Origin of the sequence: Aeromonas sp. 55A (assembly GCF_051919665.1) — a bacterium.
Classification (GTDB): domain Bacteria; phylum Pseudomonadota; class Gammaproteobacteria; order Enterobacterales; family Aeromonadaceae; genus Aeromonas; species Aeromonas veronii.
Window position 1 is genome coordinate 1 of record NZ_JBQBEH010000008.1, and the last position, 20320, is coordinate 20320.

Below are 20320 nucleotides of genomic sequence, written 5' to 3' on the forward strand. Positions count from 1 at the left end.
TTTCTAACTCGACTGTTCAGATTGGGTCAACTCACTTCTCCTCTTTCTCATCGATTCTCCCTTCAGTGACAGCCGGTGAGCGTTGTGCATCAGCCGGTCCAGGATCGCATCTGCCAGGGTGTTGTCACCCAAGCTCGCGTACCACTCTTCAGTTGGCAGCTGACTGACTACTACCGTCGAGTATTTCCCGTACCGATCATCCATGATCTCCAGCAGGGCGTTGCGCTGCTCGGCATTCACCGCTTCCAGTCCCCAGTCATCGAGGACCAGTAGCTCTATCCTGGCCAGTTGACCCAGCAGTCTGGCGTAACTGCCATCTACCTTGGCCTGGCTCAGCTCAAGTAGCAGACGCGGCAGCCGGTAGTAACGAGTGCTATGCCCTTGCTGACAGGCTTGGTAGCCCAGCGCACAAGCCAGGTAGGTTTTTCCACAGCCACAGGGGCCGGTAATGAGCAGGTTCTGGCCTCGGCGCAGCCACTCTCCTTGGGCCAGGTTTGCAACCTGTGACCGCTCCAGGTTGCGTGCAGACTGGTAGTCCACCTCTTGCACCGTGGCTTGGAGTTTGAGCCGCGCCTGCTTGACTAGCCGAGCTTGTTTACGTTGCTCCCGGCTCAGTTGTTCGTGTTCGACCAGCAGGCTTAGACGCTCGATGAAGGGCAGCCCTTCGTAGGTACTGGCCTGTTCCAGTTGTTGTTGCACTGCATCCGCCATGCCGGTCAGTTTCAGGTTTCTCAGGCGGGTCAGGGTTTGTTGGGTCATGGGGCGTATCCTCTTTAGTGGAAGCTCTGGGGGCCACGGATGTTCTCGTGCTCTTGCGGTAACTCTGGGTAGCTCAGCGGGCTTTCGGGCAGTTGGTCGCGGCCACTGGTCAGCACCGACTTGAGCTGTTTGAGTCGCACCAGTCCTTCCCGATTAGCCAACTGACAGCAGGCCTCGACCCGTGATGGCGGATACTCCCGGCTAAGACTCAGTAGCCCCAGGCAGAGTCGGTATGCCTGCTCGACATGGGCTTTCTCTTCCAGCCGTTCGCTCACCCAGCACAAGGTGCCCGGTCCGATATCAGCAGCCCACTGCTTGAGACGGCCTGGCGTCCAGCGTTGCTGCTTGCTGTGGCGTTCCGGCATGTGCTCCGGGATCGTGCTCATCCCCGGGATGGTTTTACGCGGATGGCTCGCGACCAGCTGTTGCTGGTGATAGACCTGAAGCAAAGTGTCGCCAGCATGGAGCTCCAGTTGCTGGCCCACATACTGGTGTGGCACCGAGTAGTGGTGCTGCTCATAGCTGACGTGATAGTCGATGTTGACCTTGACCGTTTTGATGGCGACATAGCGATAGGGATGCACCGGCAGTGGTCCCAGCGCCGGGCGGTCCAACTGCTCAAACGCCTCGCGCCGGTTACCGGGCAGTTGCTTGAACGGGCGCTCGTTGAGTTCGTCCAGCAAGGCCCGGATGCACTGGTTGAGCTCGGCCAGCGAGAAAAAGGTCTGGTGGCGCAAGCGGGCGAGGATCCAGCGCTCGACGATCTGCACACCCACCTCAGCCTTGGCTTTATCCTTGGGCTTGTAAGGGCGAGCTGGCATCACTGCCACCTGATAGTGCTCGGCCAACTGCTGGTAGCTGGGGTTGAGCTCGGGATCGTATCGGCAAGCCTTGCTGACACCGCTTTTGAGGTTGTCGGGGATCAGCAGTGCAGGTGTACCGCCGAAAAACTCAAAGGCACGGACATGGCTTTGCAACCAGTCCGGCAGTGACTGTGACCAGGTAGCCTCGGCAAAGGTGTAGTTGGACGCACCAAGCACGGCGACAAAGATCTGGGCCTGACGGACCTCCCCCGTGGAGGGCGAGGCGATGGGCACCGTGGGCCCGCAGTAGTCGATAAAGAGCTTTTCCCCCGCCTTGTGGATCTGGCGCATGGAGCGCTTTTGCAACTGACACCAGGATTTGTAACGGTCGCAGAACTGGGAGTAGCTGTAACAGCTGTTGGGATAGCGCTGGGTGTACTCCTCCCAGAGCAGTTGTTTGGAGACCCCCTTACGCTTGAGCTCCTGATGGACAGAGGGCCAATCCGGTACAACATGGCGGGCCGAGATGGTGGTATCGGCCTGCGGATAGAACAGGGCCGCCAGTTGGCCATCATCAAGCTGGCTAGGTAAGGGCCAGGTCAGGCCGAGCGTCTGGGCACTTTTGAGGAGTTTCTGGATGGAGCCAACGCTGACCTTGGTGCAGCAACTTATCTGGCGAACAGAGAGGTCAGCTTCCAGCCGCAGTCGCAGCACTTCACGAATTTTACGCATTGCAATCCTCTTGGCAGACATAGGCTCTTCCCTGGCAAAAGGGAGAGCGTATCAAAGGTTGTTAAATCAATGCGTTAAGGATGATTCCGGTGAATGTGAACAGTGATTCCGGGATGTTGAACACTGTTTCCGGAAAGGAGGAGCAAAGTGTTCAGGTTGAGCCGGAATGAGCGTTCACATTGGTCCGGAAATGGTGTTCACGTTGAACCGGAATCGGTGTTCATGATCGGCCGGAATATGCAGCAGCAGCGGGCCACTGGAGTATGCACCCGCTTCCCTTGCAAAGCAGACCATTCCTGAACTTGCGGTGGGTATTCCGGCCAATGTGCTGGCACGCCGCCCCGACGTCAAAGCGGCCGAATTGCGGCTGCGCAAGACGCTGGCTAAAGGGGATGAGATCCGCACCAGCTTCTACCCCAGCCTGACCCTGACCGGCAGTGCCAGCACCGCATCCGATAGATTGGCGCAGGTGCTGCAAAATCCGGTTGGTACGCTGGGAGCCAGCCTCGCCCTCCCCTTCCTTGAATACAACCGCACCCAGCTCGCCATCGAAAGCTCAGAGCTGGATTACCAGATTGCTGAAACCGAGTTTCGCAAACAGCTCTACACCGCACTGGTGGAGGTGGAAGACAACCTGGCCGCACGCCACTATGGCCAGCAGCGACTCGATTATCTGCAGGAACAACTGAGTTATGCCCAGGAGGCCGAACGACTGGCCAAGGCTCGCTTCCAGGCGGGTGCAACCGGCGTGCAAGCCTGGCTTGATGAGCAGAACCGGCTGTGGGATGCCCAGCAGAGCCTGCTGGCCCAGCAAAAAGAGCAGCTCACCACCACTGCCAAAATCTATCGCGCCCTAGGTGGCAGCGATAGCGTGACGCCCCGATAACGCCTCCCCCCAATATTCCCCACTCTGCCTGTAGAGTGGGGAATACCATCGCCATCGACCGCACCGAATTCCCTCGCCCACACGGCATACGAACGCCATTGCTCATCATCAGGGGCAGTTACGGCAGCGCAGCCAATTACATGCATCGGCGACCCAGAATATCCCGGCTATACCTTGCGGCTATCTCTATCCCTCACGCACCCTGTGGAGATAACGATTACCGGATATTCCATCAGCAGAGAGCTCGCGGCTCTTGCCGAGCGGCTCCCCGCGAATCATGAGAGACATATCCGAAGCGCATATCTGCACGACGCATACAAATAGCGATATCACGCTGTTAATCCTGCACGACGAAATTAATCGCAAACAAAGAGTGATATTGAGCAAAGTAACAGTGAAGTGAAACGACGCTAAAAAAGGATACAAGCGAGGATGTAGATAACAATGGGGTGAAGGGGCAGATTGGATAACCACGAGTAAAACGGCAAAAATAATGCCGCTCAAAGGCGGCATTATTCAATCTCTGAACCTGACGAATTAGATCAGGAAATCGTTCAGGTCTTTACCCAGTGCTACTTGAGCAGCAATGGCTTTCGGCATACGGCCTTGACCGGTCCAGGTTTTTTCCTGGCCATCTTCTTCGTACTTGTATTTAGCCGGACGCGGAGCACGCTTGCTCTTGGCAGCGCCAGTCGCAGCAGCCGGAGCAGCGGCAGTCGCCAGCAGCTCGCGAGGATCAATACCAGCCTGCTGCAGCATTTCGGTGAATTCATTCAGCTTGCGCTGACGCTCTTCCTGTTCTGCACGCTCCTGTTCAACAGAATCGGCGCGCTCTTGGTAAACCAGGTCAAACTTCTCTTTAGCTTCCAGCAGTTGCTCAAACGGCAGCTCACGAATAGCCGCACGCAGACTGCGAATGTTCAGCAGAACTTTCAGAAACTCGTTCATTATTTCCTCACAAAAAGTCGGTTACAGGGATACCGTTTCAGAATAGCATGGACAATTCGCGAGAACATACAGTTTTTCTATATTAACGTTCTTTTTTTCTTAAATTTCACCATCAAGATCGAATGCTTGCCACTATCAATAACAAACTGGCTGGAATGCAGATCTTCTGGGTAGAGTGGTGATTACCATCTTGTGTTCAAGAAACATCAGTATTTCAAGACTCATTAATTTCCAGTTCAGCATCCAACAAAACTAAGGAAAGTGCGAACAAGTATCCCAAGAACAAAAAATGAAAATTTTAGTCATTTAATATCAATGGGTTACCAGTAAATGCTCTCGTGCCATATGACTTATTCGCACCTTCCCTAACTCTGTAACCTGCTTTATAAGCCTGAGCGAACATTTCTACCATACGTTCAACATCATGTGACAAGACTATGCCTGTCTGTTTAGCAATGAACACGTCTAGAACCTGTCCCTTCACCCGATGATGAAGGGAATACTCCCAATTCACTATCAACCCCTTCAACGCCATCGACAAAATTACATATTAATCAATTGGTTGGAATCGCCACATGACATTTCAAATATGCCTTTCATAGCCCGTTTGACAGACGCATGCGTCCGAAAACAGACTGTTCAGATACTGGTTGTCCAGAAGGGAAAAAATAAAAAAGCCAGCCGTTTTTAAGAGCTGGCTTTCTATGTATCCAAATAGCACTATTTATTTTTAGTTATATTCTTGCCTGATTGGTCAACACCGGTAATCACTGCCTGTGAAGCAGACCCAGTTAAAAGGGGCTCGGTTGGATAGAGCTTAAGTGCTTCAGCTCGCATCGCATTGGCTTCCTCTGTACGACCCAATGCATTAAGCGCGATCACCATATTGGCGTATATGTTGGCACGCGGTGTATGGCGTACGAATGCCTGCCCCCACTCCAGATAAGCTTCCAGTTCGGTCTTGTTATTTGTCTGCAAGCCCACCATCAGACGAACTGAGTTCACATCAAACTCGACTCGGGTCAACCAAGCCATGGGATTGACGATATCAAGTAGCAAGGTCGGCTCTTTATACCCACCCCGTTCATATTTGGTGACTACCCATGCGGTGTGAATTGCTGTGAGCATAAAGGGAACGACCAGCAGCGGGATAGCGATCGCCATAAATCGCAGTAACAGCCATGGGCGGCACTCCATATCCCACCATGATGAGAAACCCTGACTCGCCAGGTTGGTCTCCTCAATTTCGGTATCGATGATATAAATCAGCGTCAGCAACAGCCACCATAACACGATCGCATGGTAGAGAGGGTATTCCGTCTGGGTATGAAGCAATATTGGGGCAACCAAGGCAAGCAGCCCCATGGCATGTACCCAGCGCACACTCGCCAGACGCCATAATAATGCACCTCCCATGATCACCATGCCGACCATGGGTGCAATACCGCCCTCAACAGCCCAATAGAGAAACTCGTTGTGGGGGTGGTCGAGGTTGTAAATTACCATTCCAATATTTGGATCTACATGCCGAGCCTCTGTGTATGCGTGGAAGAATGTGGATTCAAATCCACCATACCCTATTCCCAATAACCAGTTTTGAAAGAGTAAATTCAATGTAAAAGGCCAGATATCTGACCGAGCTCCGCCAGAGAGATATTCGTTCATCCCCCGACTGACACTTGACACCCAATACTGAGAAGCTAATCCAACCACGGCCCCCAGCAAGACCAGACAGAGCATTCGTACCAATAAACGTTGACGATGCAACTGGGGTCCAAGCAGGATAAACGCCAGCAATCCCCCAAGCAGCCCCACCCGAGACTGCAGAACAATCAACAATAGACTGGCGGCGACAATCACCCCATAGCTCACCCTGCGCAACCAAACATGCTCATTGCTGCGTAGCTCCAGCCAAATAGCCAACGCAATCCCGGTGGCCATAAAGGTTGCCATCACATTTGGCTGTTGAAAGATCCCGTATGGACGATTGGCTTTGGCGTCATAGCCAATCCAGTTACCTGGCGTCAACAGATAGAACTGTACCAGACCGAGCACTGCCTCCATAGCGATCGCAATCAGGACGAGATAGAGCAATCGGTCACGCTGCAACCGATTAAATCGCCATTGGTAGAGACCGAACAAAAACAGCAGACCAGCAAACAGCCCCAGCAATCTTGGGATGGCATAATCCTTGAGAGCAAAACCTAGATAGAGCATGGGGAGCAGCATTAAGAGAGCCCCTACCCATAACGCAGCCTGTAATGAAGAAAATACCAGACGCTGGCGTAACGTCACTTGCCACAATCCCAGCCCAATAGTCAACGAGGCAAACACCCATCCCCATGCATTAAAGGGAAGATACAGTCCGGCACCGCCCGGGTTGTGCATAAAAAAGTGCATGCCCAATAGCCAATAAGTGATAAATAGTGCAGAAAAAGCACCATTTATATATTTAATCATCATGCATCCCTAGCGTAATAATTTTAGATCCCAGTATACATTAAGCAGATAATAAAAGAGCGGGCAGTTAACAACTGTCCGCTCTATCTATAGGGAAAACTCTAAGCCCTATGTCTCTGACTTCTATTGCAATTCAGTCAAATCGTAAAGACCATTTCTACGACTCAACATCTGTCCACCGTCACGAGTCAAAGGAACCCATCCAACGGTTCCTTTTGCTGTTGTTGGTTTTAGCAGCATCAAGTCGAAGGGGATCGTTATGTAGATACCTTTGGTAAAGCTACCTTCACCATACTCATCAGCAGAAACATTTGTAAATGTCGCATACCCCCCTAAAATAACGCCCGAATCAAATCGCTTTGAGAAATCGAGAGTAGTGCCTTTATCACCAGCCAAATACTGCCCCACGGCGACTTTGGCGGTGACATTACTCATGAATGGTAACTGCCAATAAGCTGTAACATGACCAGTCATTACATCGTAATCAGCCATTTTCAGAGTATTGTTCCAGTCTCGCTGTTTCACCCAGTTGGCATCAACGCCAATCGCCCAAGTCTTACCATATGGACGATAGAGAACCTCGCTGCCTACACCGGCATACATCATCTCCAAATAACCACCATAAACTTGCCCATACCAATCCCGAGAGAGTGGCTGCATATGAGTTAACTGCAAGTTGTTAAGTAATACATTTGAGGAATCAACATACTCACGAACCCAAGTTCGAACTCGTGGCAATGCCGCCCCATCAGGAGGGGGGGCTTTATAGTTGAACTCATCATAGTTATTAAGCAGATTAAAAAACAACGTCCCTTGCAAGCTGTTGTTTTCACTCATCCGCCAGTCAGCATTGGCATTGATACCGAGCTGGTACATATAGAAAGACTCTGCACCACCAAACGACTGTGTCAGATCAGGATCAAAGGAGTATGAAAAAGATTTACGTCCAGCAGCATAAATGGGTATCCCCTGAACTTCTCTGGCAGCCTGAACAGTCGATTTCTCTTGCTGCTCTTCTCCCAATACTTGCACCACGTTGGCTCGACGAACAGATTGGAGATCAATTTGGGTCTCCTGCAGATGGAAGTTTGCCTTACGCTCAATAATATTCAGGTCACGGATTGTGTTTGGCAAATGATTGGCCGCTAGAAGAGATGTTCGCTTCATCGCCTCACGTTCATCACGATACTTGCTCTGCGTACCAATGATCGTGACTGAGCCTGCCTCAGTATAAAAATCTGTGTCCTGCCACCCTGCATTATCTTTTAGCTCATTCGCCAACGTAGGCCACTTCACGTCAGCAACAGAATCTGGCACCAGGCCTGGTTGATAAACGGGTCTTGGCTGGTCAATCTGGGCAGGTTTCAGCTCGTTAAAGTTGGTCCGCATAGTCACCCCCCACATCAGGGTATTTCCCCTCTGCCAACTCAGATGGCTATCCAAGTTATCAAAAATGCGATATACCGCCCCAACATTCCACGGCGAATCTTGAGAAATATGGCCTGCAAACTCTTTACTATAGTCATTGCCATCATATTCCAGCTTCAACCTAAGTGGCTGCCATGGCGTTTGATACTCAATACCACCGAAGAGTGCTGCAGGCCCATGAAACAGGCTATCAAACTCAAACTTACCGCCATTCCCGGAGTAACTTTCATTCCTTTGACACCAAGCATCTTTGTACTCACAAAACGGGTTTTTAATATTACCGCTTTCGGCCATATTTCCCCAGCCAATACCGATAGTAAAATCAAATGAGCCATACTGTTTACTGGCAGTCAAAAACTCACCGTCAAAAAGACCAGTTCCCATCAGGTCTCTAAAGCCCATAGATACTTGTGGCAGATAGTTAGATTCTTGCCAAAGACGAAACTTAAAATCCATACCCTTATCTTTATGAGATTGACCGCCACTAAAGGTAGGATCATAACTGTATGGCATAGTCCGAGTATCTGTATACCTAAGTGTTGCCTCAAACCAATCAAATGGCTGCGCAGAGATAGACCACCGACGATATTGGTCATTATCAGCATAGTTGGCACTGAATTCGCCAGTCTTAGCCATACGAGCTGTTGGCATCTGCAACAAACCAACACCACCAAAATCACCTTGCGATGGGCCATAAGAATCAAAAATCGACTCTGTAGCGCATACTGCCCCAGAAACAACCCATGAAACAAAAAACGCAATATATTTACATTTAGGAAGCATTATTCAGGCACTCGATTAGCAAGCAAGTTAGCAATGCGAATATTGATATCTCTATATTGTGCGGGCAACACATCGGGGTTAAATCCGACAAACAGCGTCGCCCCAGCCATTGGTTCTCGATGCAGCTGATTCCAGTTAGCCACAGGAACACGACTGATAGAACTATCAGGCTGGATCAGAAATGCTTCACTTGGCTCAGCCCCAGCTAACAAGCTGTAACCCTGCCAATAGTCAGCCAAACCAGCACCAGACTGTAAAGGCTGTTTACTACGACCATTAATCAATCCTACGAAGTAGATAAAATCAGGTCTTGGAGCAACAAAAAGCGTGTAGTTTCCTTTCAGCAGAGGATTACCTTCAGGATCAACTCTACTCTTGGCAGGATCTAAAAAAACTGACAAACGACCACTGACAGGAATTCTATCCAGCTCTTGTAGTAACTGTTGGGTTGACTGGATCAATGCGCCCTGCTCCCCCCCCCTCATCCAAAAAACTTGCAGTAATTTAAGATCTTTGAGTAGGGTCTCTTTAGTTGCCTGGAGCTCTGCCATCTTTCTAGGATTAGCTATCTGTGCACTGCGCCAATAAATATCATTAGGCAGCTTGGTATTAAATAACAGGTCAGCCAGTCTAGCTCCATCATGAACTTCAATCTTGGTTACAGAATGACGTTCATAAATCACGTCTATATCGGCTTGAGCTAAGGCATAAAAAGGCATAAGACCGAGTATCAGATATTTTTTCATAAGGAGTAAGGCTTTAAGATTGTAATTTCAATTACCGGCAAGTCCGGCCCCAACTGCTGCTGGCTCTTCAGTATTCTGCCGGTACTGTGCTCAAACCAATAGTAGTTATGCCAAGATGCACGATTATGCTCAACCGTAATTAATTCATCAATCAACATAACATCATGTGTTCTATCAAGAATTATCAATTTTTCCGGCACTACAGATATAAATTCAGTCCTTATTTTATAGCCACTTAAATAGTCCTTTTCCCACTCTGCATTATATTGCCAATTCATCACGCTTGGATTAATGGTTTTATCAGGTGAGTCTGCAATTTTTTTCAATGGGTCAACCCAAGATGATTTCGTCAAATAGAGATCATTTTCCAAACCCACCGTCTTGTTCAACCGACCTGCATTGGTAACAAACAGCTTATTATCTGCGCTGACCCAACTCAAAGAACCATCGGGATCTGCAAATGCAAGCACCACCAATGCCTGTGGATTATCACCCACGCGCAGATATGCGCTTGCATAAGGCAACTCACGCACTTTCTCTGCAGTTACCACAACATCATCCACCCCCATAAAGGCGTAATGGAGCGTAGCGTAAGTATCAGAACTAGTAGTGGAACAACCACTCAAAAGTAACAATCCCAGATACATAAAAAAACGAGATGAAAACATAGACAGGTCACTCGGTGGAATTGGAAAATGATTGCAAAGTGACAAAAATAAGGCTGCCAATATGGCAGCCTTATTTCAACATCAGAAAACTTACTTCTTGGTAGAAGTTGTGGTGCTAGTACTGGTGGAGTTGTCATTTGCATTAGAAATAACAACTGCTGCCAGTGCTGCTGCACCGACACCAACGGCAACCAGAGTAGTAGTACCCACAGCCGCGGTGCCAGCTACACCAGTGGAACCTGCCGCAGTACCCGTAACTTCTTCAGCCGCAAATGCGTTTGAAGAGAGAACCAATAGAGCAGCCAGAGTCAACGCTGATTTTTTCATTACTAATTTCCTTATTTAAACATGACTTGAAGTATTAACAGGATACCTTGAAACAGACCAATTGACCAGAGTCAGTCGCTCAGATGAGCCCTTTCGTCAGCTCCGAGCCGGACGTGCGATTGCATGGCGTACCAATACAAGTATAACGCCTAGCATGCCGCCAAGCAGCGTCCCCAATACGGTAATCAACGCACGTTTGGGTTTCGCTTTTTCCTCAGCGGCAACAGCAGGATCAAGGGTTTTGAACACGTACTCCTGGTTTACTTCTGTCAACATCAAGGTTTTCGTCTGATCCTCTATCAGTTGATAGAACACCTTCTGCATATCTGCGACCGGGGTTTTCTCGAGCTGAGCTTTGAGATAGGTAATGTTACGTGTCGCATCGCTTTGATCACGCAGCTTCATGGCCTCATTGAGATCGGCGACCAACCAGTCAACCCACTGTTTGGCACGCTCCGGCGAGTAGTAATCCACCGCCACCGTAACCAGCCCCGATTTGGCATCCTGACTGATACTGGCAACATCGCGAAATGCCTTGACCAGCTCCCAGTCCGTTGGTTCAACCGACTTGCCAGGAGGCACTTCGCGCACCCACTTTTTGCTGGCCACATCATAGATCTCTTCATCAATCACCAATTCGCCAGTCGTCTTGTCCGCTTTGACTACGGCCATTAACGGCACTTCCAACTGATGTTGGCGAATAAAATGGCTGAGAAACTGGCGAGATTTCCCAATCTCGACCGCAATAGCCGTCTTGTCCGGCCCCCCACTACTGAGGTTAACCCCCGCTAAGCTGGCAAGCCCGCCAAACTGGGCTGCCATAGCAGCAAGCCCGCCGCCTTGTTGTTCAGCTGAAGGAGCAAGCAGAGCCTCGGAGCGATAAATATTTGGCAGTGAAATAGCAACCAGCACGGCAATGACCGCCCCCACCAGGGTACTGGCGGCAATCCACCACTTACCGCGCCAAAGCGCTGCAAACAATTCACGCAAATCGATCTCATCTTCCCCACCACCGCTCATCGCAACAGGCAAGGGAGGGTGTTCTTTTATCTGTGTCATAACTAGCCAAATCTCAAAAGAGCCAGGTGGCCTTTCCACCTGACTGAATGGACTATCAAATGAGGTGTGGAATTACTTGATGGCACTCCACGCGACACCCAGTTGATAGAGGATCTGGGTAGCAGAAGTCATGATGCTCAGGTTATCCAGATAATCGGAATCAACAGGCACCACGATTGTATCGCCAGGCTCCAGGTGCTTACGACCACCAAACCAGCTATCACCTGGCAACATCACACTGCCATTCGCCTTGATCACATAAATGCGGTCGGTATCTGCCTGCTTCTTGGTGCCACCAGCCCGACTCAGGTAATCGTTGACGCTCAGGCCACCATCGTAGACGTGGGAAGATGGGAACTGCACCATCCCCTGAATTGAGACCACATTTTGCAATGCGGGCACATAGAGCTTGTCGCCATCTTGCAGCATTACATCAGCCTGCTTGTCACCAGACAATATCGCCGGCATGTCGATAGTCATGCGACCGACCGCCTTGCTGTTTTCCAGCTGGTTGACGACCGTCATCGCCTCTGCAGGCGAGCTGGTGTAGTTGGCAATGCTGGATTGACGGCGCAACGTCATCGTGGCGATCTCTTGCTTGAGCTCATCACGCAACAATGCAATACGTTCAGCTTCCTGCTTGCGCAGCGTCTCGCGAGCAAACACTGCACCATTCGGGTTCGCATAAGGGGTTATACCGCCGACTCGCTGGATCAAGTCCTGTAGGCTTTCGCCACGACGAACTGTATAGGTCCCTGGATACTTCACCTCACCAAACACCTGTACGGTTGCTTCTTCACGCCACTGAGGATGAGGCAACACGTTCAAGCTATCTTTTGATTGCACCAAAGGTGAACCGATTACCCGATTTGCAGTTGCCAAATCAAGGCGCTGATTTTCAATCGCAATATCATTCCCTCGTTCGCTAATACGAGACAACTCAATCACATTCGCCTGTTCGTTAAAACCGCCCGCTGCCATGATCAAATCATGGGTACGGCTATAGGGCGTCAAGGGATAGATCCCTGGGTATTTCACCTCGCCGCGCACTTCAGCAATCTGTACCGGCTTGCCTTGTGCAGCTTGCGCTTTCAAACGTTCGAGAACGGGCGCAAGCAGAGTCTGACGAGAAACCCCCACGACTGCCTCTGTTGTGGTTGTGCCAGACACCTCCGCCAACGTCATCTTCTCTTCTTTGGCAAGCTGCGCACGGCTGACCTCAGCCCCCGTAGTGCTATCAATCACATCTACTTGTTGAGCAATACGTTGTTGCGCCTGCCGATTGATACTCGCCGAGGAGGTTCGAGTATTCGCCTGTTGTTTCAATCGGTCGGTTGCATCATTGCTAAAGACAAGTACCTGATCACGCGGTTGCAAGCGAATGTCATCTTCACCACCCGGCATTTGCAGGGCTCGACCCAGATTGAACTGCAACACTTCGATATTGCGCTGGGCATCCACTTCACGGACAACCAGGGCGTAATTCAAATCTGTGACCGAGGTCAGATCACGATCGGCACTTTGTAGAACTCGGCTGATCCGCATTCCAGGTTGGAAGCTGAATACACCTTCACGAACCACGGCACCTTTTACCACAATCGCCTGGCTATATTCGGTACTGCTCGGCTTGACCGTGACCTTATCACCATCGCGCACAACAAACTGGCGATCATGCTGACTTGCCAGATTCAAGTTGAATACCCGCATTCCGGTTTCACCATAACGGGTCACCGAAACCTCTTTGAGCGCAGCAGCCTTCATGCCGCCAGCCAACCCCAGCACATTAACTAGGGCAGCCGGGCCACTCAATTCATAAATAGCTGGGCGTTTAACCAGACCATCGATGCTCACTTCACTCCCTTTGGTAGGGATAAACACGGTGTCACCGGAACGCAAACGAATATCCTGACTGGTGTCGCCCCATACCAGCATCTTGTAGAGGTCGACATCGATCACTTTCTGCCCGGCACGCTTGACCTGGATCTTGCGCAGCGACCCCACGGTGTCGATACCACCTGCGGCTTGCAAAGCCTGGGTCACTGTCGCCATGCCATTGACGTTGTATGCACCGGGGCGATAGGCATCGCCCATCACAAAGACCTGCATGGTGCGCAAAGCACCAAAACTGATAAACGCCTCTACACCAATCTTTTGCTCCTTGATCCGGTTTTCCAGTTCAGTGCGTAGTTGCTGGAAAGTCTGACCACTGGCAGCAATAGGGCCAAGTGATGGGAAGTCGATAAAACCCTCACGACCAATCGCAAGGCTGTAATTCGCATTCTCCTTGCCATAAAGCTGAACCCGGATCTCGTCACCCGGGCCCATCACATAATCATCGGCAACCGGCATATCCACCACAGGCGCATCGGTCAATGGCTCACCAGCAAACACGCTATAGCCAAAAGGTTGTAATGCCCCCTCTTGCGTCGCACCTGCAACCAAGGGCCGCTGAGATGCCTGGCTGTAATCCACTTCGCGTGGAGCCGCCACAGGCGCAGTATTGACCGGTGTGACACTGCTTTGGCTGTTACTCCCTCCCAACTGGGATGGGTCGATACCATACTGAACAGCCAGCGCCTGCTGCTGGGCAGGAGACAGCTGTTTAAATTTGGCCATCATCTCGGGCGTAATTTGTGGCACCGCCATAAGCGGCAAGCCCACCAAAGCCAGAGAAAGAAGCAATCCCTTTTTTTTCATCATGAAAACTCGCAAAGCATCAGAAAATTCAATTATTAGGATTATTCTATCGTATCAAAATAACTCAAAAAGATCCAATAAGAACACCTAAACATTAATATACTCACCACATCAATGTTATATGTATAAGTTTAGACAAGCAAAAATCAATCTAAAAACAAGCGTTCATATTCAGATGCAACATTTATCCACTGATATTTTTTAAAAGCAATATCTTTCATTGCATCACCGAATTCAGCAATATTAAGTTCAGCATTAATCTGGTTTAATAAAGATGCCTCATCGCTAAAATACAACCCTTTATTCTCAGTTGTATATCGATTGAAAATACAATCATACGCATATATTGGCATGCCAAATTGCATAGCTTCGACCAAAGAAGGATTGGTGCCACCAGCAGAATGACCATGCACGTATCCCTTACATTGCCTTCTCATCTTATAGAGCACTGAGATATCATAGACAGGATCAACAATCTCTATATTCGCATAATGCGAAAATCTGCTTTTAAGCGCACGACCATATTCACTCACCTCCCAGTTACCAATAAAGCACAATTTCTCTCTAGATTTAGAAAAAGCAGTCAAAATCAATTCAATATTATTCTCAGGCTCTATCCGACAAAGTGAAAGATAAAAATCATCTTTGACATAATTTTCTTGGTGTTCAACTTGTAGTGCATGATCTCCACCATAAGCAATCACGTCACTGACAACACCATATTCATCCATTACATAATCAGCAATGCCCTGATTATCTGATACGACAATATCTGAAAAGCGAACTGCAAGTTTTTCCGAAAACTTTAAAAATTTTTTCGTCAGCCATCCCCACTTGTCGCGCCGCCATTCCAGCCCATCAATATTCGTAACAATACGTGACGAACTAAGCAACCGATAGATGGGCAAGAATAAACAACCTGACACCCCCAATATTAATGTGACATCAGGTTTTTTCTTAAGGCAAATTATCAGGCTTAATATATCATAAGGTATGCTAGAGACCCCATTTGCCTTGATGGGGAGATATAACAACGACGCATCTTTATAGTTTTCAGACTTTGTTTGATAAGAGTGAGAAGAGCAAAATATATGATATTTTATATTATCTGACTGATAATCGACAAGGTTTTGTACTAAAGATTCAAAACCACCATAGCAAGCAGGTATACCGACAGTACCAATTACAGCAATATTATTCATCAAAGCGAGTCCTGATTATCAATATTTAGCACCGCAAATTATTTATCTGAAAGAGTTAGTAATTTCAGAAATGGGCAATTATATCTTTGTTATGCCAAAATGTTTGTTCTTCGATAGACAGATTGTAATGGGTAGTACACTTATAAAAAGATTACATGTTATCACTGACTGCATAGAGACATGGCTAGGCATTCTGTCATCTATAACAGGACAAATACTCACCCTAGCTATTTCCCGTCCTTAGAGCTCATGTTTAGATTGTTCAAGTCATGTAAAAACATGATATCAGGGGATATCTTGGCCAACAAGAGTATATTTTATAGAGAATGTGCTATTTAAGCTGCTTGGAAGCCCCTAGAGCTTTAAATCTAATCTTTATTTTTTAACCGTAAAGCAAGTTGATATGCTTCTAATGTTTGTTGAGCAGTGTGGTGCCAAGTAAACATAGAAGTAATTCTATTTTTTAAATCAGGATTAAATTCTTTGCTCATAACTGATACAACCCCCTTCCTTATTGACTCAACATCGCCCGGTTCACAATATTCTGCGTAATCCTCAAAATAAAATTTTGTATCCCCTCGATCAGTAACCAGAATATTACAATGCATCATTGCGGCTTCAAGAGAGGATAGACCTGGAGTCTCCATCCAAGAAATTAACGCATGAGCCTTTGCTACATGATACAACTCTGCGAGTTCATCTTGATCTACATGATTAATGAACACCACATTCGTGCCAGCTTCACGAACACATTCATCATAATAGGCTTTACTATTGGGACTTGGCTTACCCACGATCACTAATTGATAGGGTAAATCTTTTACAGCCTTAATAAGGTCTAATTGACACTTTCGGATTTCAACACGAGCAGCACTAAGCAAGCAGCCTTCGAACTTCTTATATTTACCAGAGAATTTTTTTGAATGGTCGAAAACTGATGTATCAACAGCGTTAGCTACCCATAGACCGTTATATACATCAAGCTTCATATCAGAAACAACACGATCGAGCTCAGTAGGACTATTTGGTAAAAGGACATCTATATTTTTTGCAATGAATTGCTGGGAGCGATAATGACCTTTGAATAGGTAACGCAACATCCCAAAATGGAAATTACCATTAAAAATAATTCTTGCAGTAGTTTTTAGATATTCTAGCGAATATTCAGAAACATTATTAGCAATCCATTTCTGAAGGCCTCTCCTAGTTTTTCGATCACATTCATTGTAACTCCCCCAAATGGTTGAAAGTACTGTTGGAATAGAGAGATTTTTTGCTGTTATCACATGATGTAAAATATCTTGTGGATTTCTCAGGTTAAAGAAATGAATTAAATCATAGTCAATGAAATTTGGTTCACTATCATCTGCGATATCAACAATAATTCCTAGCCGCTCTAAATGTTCTTTAGTTTTCAATAACTGTATTGTATCACCACCAGGACCGGAAAAAACTGTCGGCCTTGTAATAAAGAGAACTTTCACTTTCTATAACCTCTTACTGTAGTTATAACGCCCCAAAAAACATATAAACACTAAGGATGTAGAATAAATAATCACATACAGCTTATTGAAGTTATATGTATAAATAAAAGTCAACATAGTAGTAAAAAAGTAAATATAAAAAGGGATTAAAAAAACTTTACCCTTAAAAAAAATCAAATAAAAAGTCAAACCCAACACATAAGATAAAGCTAAAGTAACTATAACACCAAAAAATCCGAAATCAAAAAAAGGAACGCCGAAGCCAGTTGCAGTAAGAACACCATAAAAATCAAATCCTAAAACATCTCTTTGAAAATCAATTAACTCATAAGCATTACCAGTAAAAAGCGAATCAAATGGCAATACAAAGGTAAAATACCCCAAGCCAAAATCAAAATCAGATATTACATACTGATTTAAAATCTCAAAGTTCATCGTAAAAGTAACATATAAATAATAAAGAGGAATCAATATAAAGGTATCACCAAAAAACCAAACTCGCTGAATATCTTCAAAAAGAGTATCACCCAAAAAAATAAAATCCCTATAGAATTTCGCTGCACCAATAAGGTATAGAAAAATGAAAATAATTAGTAAGCACTTTAAAAGTGACAATTTCAGAAAGACACTTCTAACTAGAAAGCATTGTAGAAAAAAAAATGCTATAACACCTCTGTTGCCAACTGCAAAAGATAAAATAATGTGTAATATAGAGAAAAAAACAAATAAATTAAATAAAGACTTAAACTGACCGAAATTAACTTTCCGAGACAAACATTCGAAATATAGATATAATAAAAAAGTGAGGCCTGACATTGCAATCAAATGTACATACCCAGATATAGGAAATGACATTCTTAAAATTTCAAAGTCTTTATTTAAAATAGGAATGGAGCCATATTTCCTGTAAAAAACAAAATGTTCAAACAAAAAAAACATTGTTGAAATAAAAATCAAAAAAATAACTATATATATTGCAATCCTTCTATTACTGGCATTAACCTCACCATCTTGACATACCAAAAAAGTTACAACGCCAATAGGAATTTTTTTCATCCCCCAAAGAATGCCGACAGCCAGTATAAATAGACTTAAGATGAGGTACAGACTAGTACGTTCATCAGGCAATTCTATTTGCGTACTTAATCTGAAAAGATATAATGCTGTTGTGAAACTAACTGCAAAAAAAATAAGAAATGGATTACAGAAATTTGTATGAAGTATTATTTTTTTCATTTCATCTCAACCCTTATAAATTGAAATCTCAATTTAATTTTTTTTATTTTTTAACATTCTAACTCCATAAGTAAGACCCTGAAAGAATGCCATAACACAAGTGAATGATGAATTTTTAAAAGATTTTAAAGTTGAAATTAAAAACATATTTATAAGGTACCTTGAGAGATGAAAGAAATTTATCTCAGAATGCTTCCTATATAATAAAAAAGAATTTCGAGTTGAATAAAATATTGCATTCGGTGTTCTACTTAAGGGATTCAATCTTCTCTCTATAGAGTCGGTTACAACTGAAGTTAGACTATAACCTAATTTTTTTATTCTTAATGATAAATCAACCTCCTCCCAATACATAAAAAAATCATCATCGAAAAGCTTTAATTTTTCTGCTAGGTCTCTTCTTATAATAAAAAAAGCACCAGCCACATAATCCGTAACAACAAATTTTTCACCAGAGTCAGTTAATCTATATTTTTGACTTAATCCGTTTAGTTTTATTGAATCGTAAATCCTTACACCTTCAGAATTAAGTGTTCTTATCATTGACGCACCAACATTTGGATAATTTATCAGTTGCGAGCTTAATGCATTCAATGCCCTCCTACCGACTTTAATATCAGGATTTGCTATTACAATATCACCCAGAAGATTCTTTTCAATTAAATAATTTAATCCTGCATTGTTACCAGCAGCATATCCCAAGTTAGAGTCATTCTCTACAAAATGAATATCTAACTCTCGAGAATATTTATTAGCTAGATTAATTAACTCTAGAGTATCGTCCTTACTGTTTTGTATTAAAATTATTCTAAAAGGGCAGTTCTCTGATAACTTTATTGCATCAAAAAAAAACCTTACATCGTGACAACTATTCCAATTTAAAACGAATACATTTATCACATTCGCCCCTTAATTACACGAAGAAATGAACCAACAAAGACACGTAAATGTTTATATAATGTCGCATACTTTGTAGCTACAATTTTCCTTTGATTTGGCATATTAAAAATAATTAGACCACCTAATTGCTTTGCCATATAACGCACTAATATTGTTGATTTTCTTTCAAATTGTGTAACTTGTACTTTAGAGAGTTGCTCAATATCATAATCAGCAACGGTTATTATATTTTCACGAATCATTTTTGCTACTATAGATTTTCCTATCTCGCTTCTTGCAAGTACAAGACCTTGTCCATCTGACTCAGTAAATAAAGGATATCCCTTGTCGTCACAATTCCAAACGTCAGCACTAACAATATCTGCAACCTCGCCAGTACCATCAGCACAAAGTTTACATCTACTTTGTATTGTTGGTCCGAGAATTTTGCCCCAAGAACGAGAATACTCCATCGTTGTAGAAGTGCTATTCTGCACTAAAGTCGTTTTTCCCGGCCAGCCTTTACCTCTAAAAAAGAAGTTTTCAACAGGCATATCAACATTATAATTTAAAGCTTCAGCGACCCTTCTAACACCTAATCGACTCGGGGTGCCCGCACAGAAGAAACTAACAATTAATTTAACAGCATTTTTTACCTCATTATCTATTGACATTAAGTTACGCAAAGCTACGCAATCACACGGTTTACCAACAAACGCAATCCTCTTGTTAGGATTGTCGCTTAGAGTCTGCAAAAAATACTCTAATGGTGATGCCGGACTATAACGGGATCCTGTAGCTTCAAGTAAATCCTCTCTGGACCTGCTGACTTTAGATATATTCTCTAGTGGATTATGCTTATCTACACCTATCTGAATAACAATATCGACTATATTATAGTCTAATGCATAAAGTAGCGTTTGAGTAACAATGCCACCAGATGAGCCTAAATAGCGTATCTCTTTATCATTTGAATGACCGATATAGGATTGTTCAATTGGCCCCCAGATTGGGTGGCTTGAATTAGTTTTAATACTTGCCTGATTTATGCCTGGGCAAACAGTTTTGAAAATGGCCTGCTCATCTCCGTTTAACTTTTCGCTGCATACAGGGCGATTATATTCCCCCTTATTGACAACAACTTTACTAGGGAATAGAGATGAACACAGACCGCAACCTGTACATAAATCGTTTTTTAAAACTTTCTGAATCACATCCATACT

At 45.5% G+C, this 20320-nt stretch carries 15 protein-coding genes and 1 pseudogene; 1 reads left to right on the forward strand and 15 read right to left on the reverse strand.

The window, feature by feature from the left end:
- Nucleotides 1-3: 3 nt before the first annotated feature.
- Nucleotides 4-759, reverse strand: coding sequence for an IS21-like element ISAs29 family helper ATPase IstB (gene istB / locus ACTG2G_RS03780; protein ID WP_059296348.1), 756 nt, complete (start codon nucleotides 757-759; stop codon nucleotides 4-6).
- Nucleotides 760-773: 14 nt separating this feature from the next.
- The gene (gene istA / locus ACTG2G_RS03785) at nucleotides 774-2315 is read right to left on the reverse strand and encodes an IS21 family transposase (protein ID WP_059296349.1); all 1542 of its coding nucleotides are present in this window, start codon (nucleotides 2313-2315) and stop codon (nucleotides 774-776) included.
- Nucleotides 2316-2538: 223 nt separating this feature from the next.
- Between istA and ACTG2G_RS03790 the strand changes: the two are divergent.
- A pseudogene (locus ACTG2G_RS03790) lies at nucleotides 2539-3180 on the forward strand (TolC family protein); the annotation flags it as partial.
- A 537-nt stretch (nucleotides 3181-3717) separates the two neighbouring features.
- Here the strand turns inward: ACTG2G_RS03790 and ACTG2G_RS03795 are convergent.
- The 13 genes from ACTG2G_RS03795 to ACTG2G_RS03855 all read right to left on the reverse strand — a co-directional run bounded on the left by ACTG2G_RS03795 (nucleotide 3718) and on the right by ACTG2G_RS03855 (nucleotide 20317).
- Nucleotides 3718-4128: an H-NS family histone-like protein gene (locus ACTG2G_RS03795; RefSeq protein ID WP_005344269.1), complete on the reverse strand. Its 411-nt coding sequence runs from the start codon at nucleotides 4126-4128 to the stop codon at nucleotides 3718-3720.
- 720 nt (nucleotides 4129-4848) lie between these two features.
- Nucleotides 4849-6588: a PglL family O-oligosaccharyltransferase gene (locus tag ACTG2G_RS03800; protein ID WP_335838271.1), complete on the reverse strand. Its 1740-nt coding sequence runs from the start codon at nucleotides 6586-6588 to the stop codon at nucleotides 4849-4851.
- 123 nt (nucleotides 6589-6711) lie between these two features.
- Nucleotides 6712-8799: a YjbH domain-containing protein gene (locus tag ACTG2G_RS03805; protein ID WP_335838243.1), complete on the reverse strand. Its 2088-nt coding sequence runs from the start codon at nucleotides 8797-8799 to the stop codon at nucleotides 6712-6714.
- On the reverse strand, nucleotides 8799-9545 hold the full coding sequence (locus tag ACTG2G_RS03810; protein WP_335838244.1) for a capsule biosynthesis GfcC family protein: 747 nt from the start codon (nucleotides 9543-9545) through the stop codon (nucleotides 8799-8801). Before ACTG2G_RS03810 ends, ACTG2G_RS03805 begins: the two co-directional genes overlap by 1 nt.
- Nucleotides 9542-10213 (reverse strand): YjbF family lipoprotein, encoded by a 672-nt coding sequence (locus ACTG2G_RS03815; RefSeq protein ID WP_335838245.1) that lies wholly within the window; start codon nucleotides 10211-10213, stop codon nucleotides 9542-9544. The genes ACTG2G_RS03810 and ACTG2G_RS03815 overlap by 4 nt, the downstream gene beginning before the upstream one ends.
- 90 nt (nucleotides 10214-10303) lie before the next feature.
- Entirely contained in the window at nucleotides 10304-10540 is a 237-nt protein-coding gene (locus ACTG2G_RS03820) for a hypothetical protein (RefSeq protein WP_439985138.1), read from the reverse strand.
- A 96-nt stretch (nucleotides 10541-10636) separates the two neighbouring features.
- The gene (locus tag ACTG2G_RS03825) at nucleotides 10637-11599 is read right to left on the reverse strand and encodes a Wzz/FepE/Etk N-terminal domain-containing protein (protein WP_439985139.1); all 963 of its coding nucleotides are present in this window, start codon (nucleotides 11597-11599) and stop codon (nucleotides 10637-10639) included.
- Nucleotides 11600-11671: 72 nt separating this feature from the next.
- The gene (locus tag ACTG2G_RS03830; protein ID WP_439985140.1) at nucleotides 11672-14299 is read right to left on the reverse strand and encodes an SLBB domain-containing protein; all 2628 of its coding nucleotides are present in this window, start codon (nucleotides 14297-14299) and stop codon (nucleotides 11672-11674) included.
- Nucleotides 14300-14442: 143 nt separating this feature from the next.
- Nucleotides 14443-15498 (reverse strand): DUF1972 domain-containing protein, encoded by a 1056-nt coding sequence (locus tag ACTG2G_RS03835; protein WP_439985141.1) that lies wholly within the window; start codon nucleotides 15496-15498, stop codon nucleotides 14443-14445.
- A gap of 368 nt (nucleotides 15499-15866) precedes the next feature.
- The gene (locus tag ACTG2G_RS03840) at nucleotides 15867-16982 is read right to left on the reverse strand and encodes a glycosyltransferase family 4 protein (RefSeq protein WP_439985142.1); all 1116 of its coding nucleotides are present in this window, start codon (nucleotides 16980-16982) and stop codon (nucleotides 15867-15869) included.
- A gap of 3 nt (nucleotides 16983-16985) precedes the next feature.
- Nucleotides 16986-18218, reverse strand: a complete 1233-nt coding sequence (locus tag ACTG2G_RS03845) for an O-antigen polymerase (protein ID WP_439985201.1) — start codon at nucleotides 18216-18218, stop codon at nucleotides 16986-16988.
- 33 nt (nucleotides 18219-18251) lie between these two features.
- A complete protein-coding gene (locus ACTG2G_RS03850; protein ID WP_439985202.1) occupies nucleotides 18252-19118 on the reverse strand; it encodes a glycosyltransferase in 867 nt (288 codons plus the stop codon).
- Nucleotides 19115-20317, reverse strand: coding sequence for a Coenzyme F420 hydrogenase/dehydrogenase, beta subunit C-terminal domain (locus ACTG2G_RS03855; RefSeq protein ID WP_439985145.1), 1203 nt, complete (start codon nucleotides 20315-20317; stop codon nucleotides 19115-19117). The genes ACTG2G_RS03850 and ACTG2G_RS03855 overlap by 4 nt, the downstream gene beginning before the upstream one ends.
- Between the last annotated feature and the right edge of the window lie 3 nt (nucleotides 20318-20320).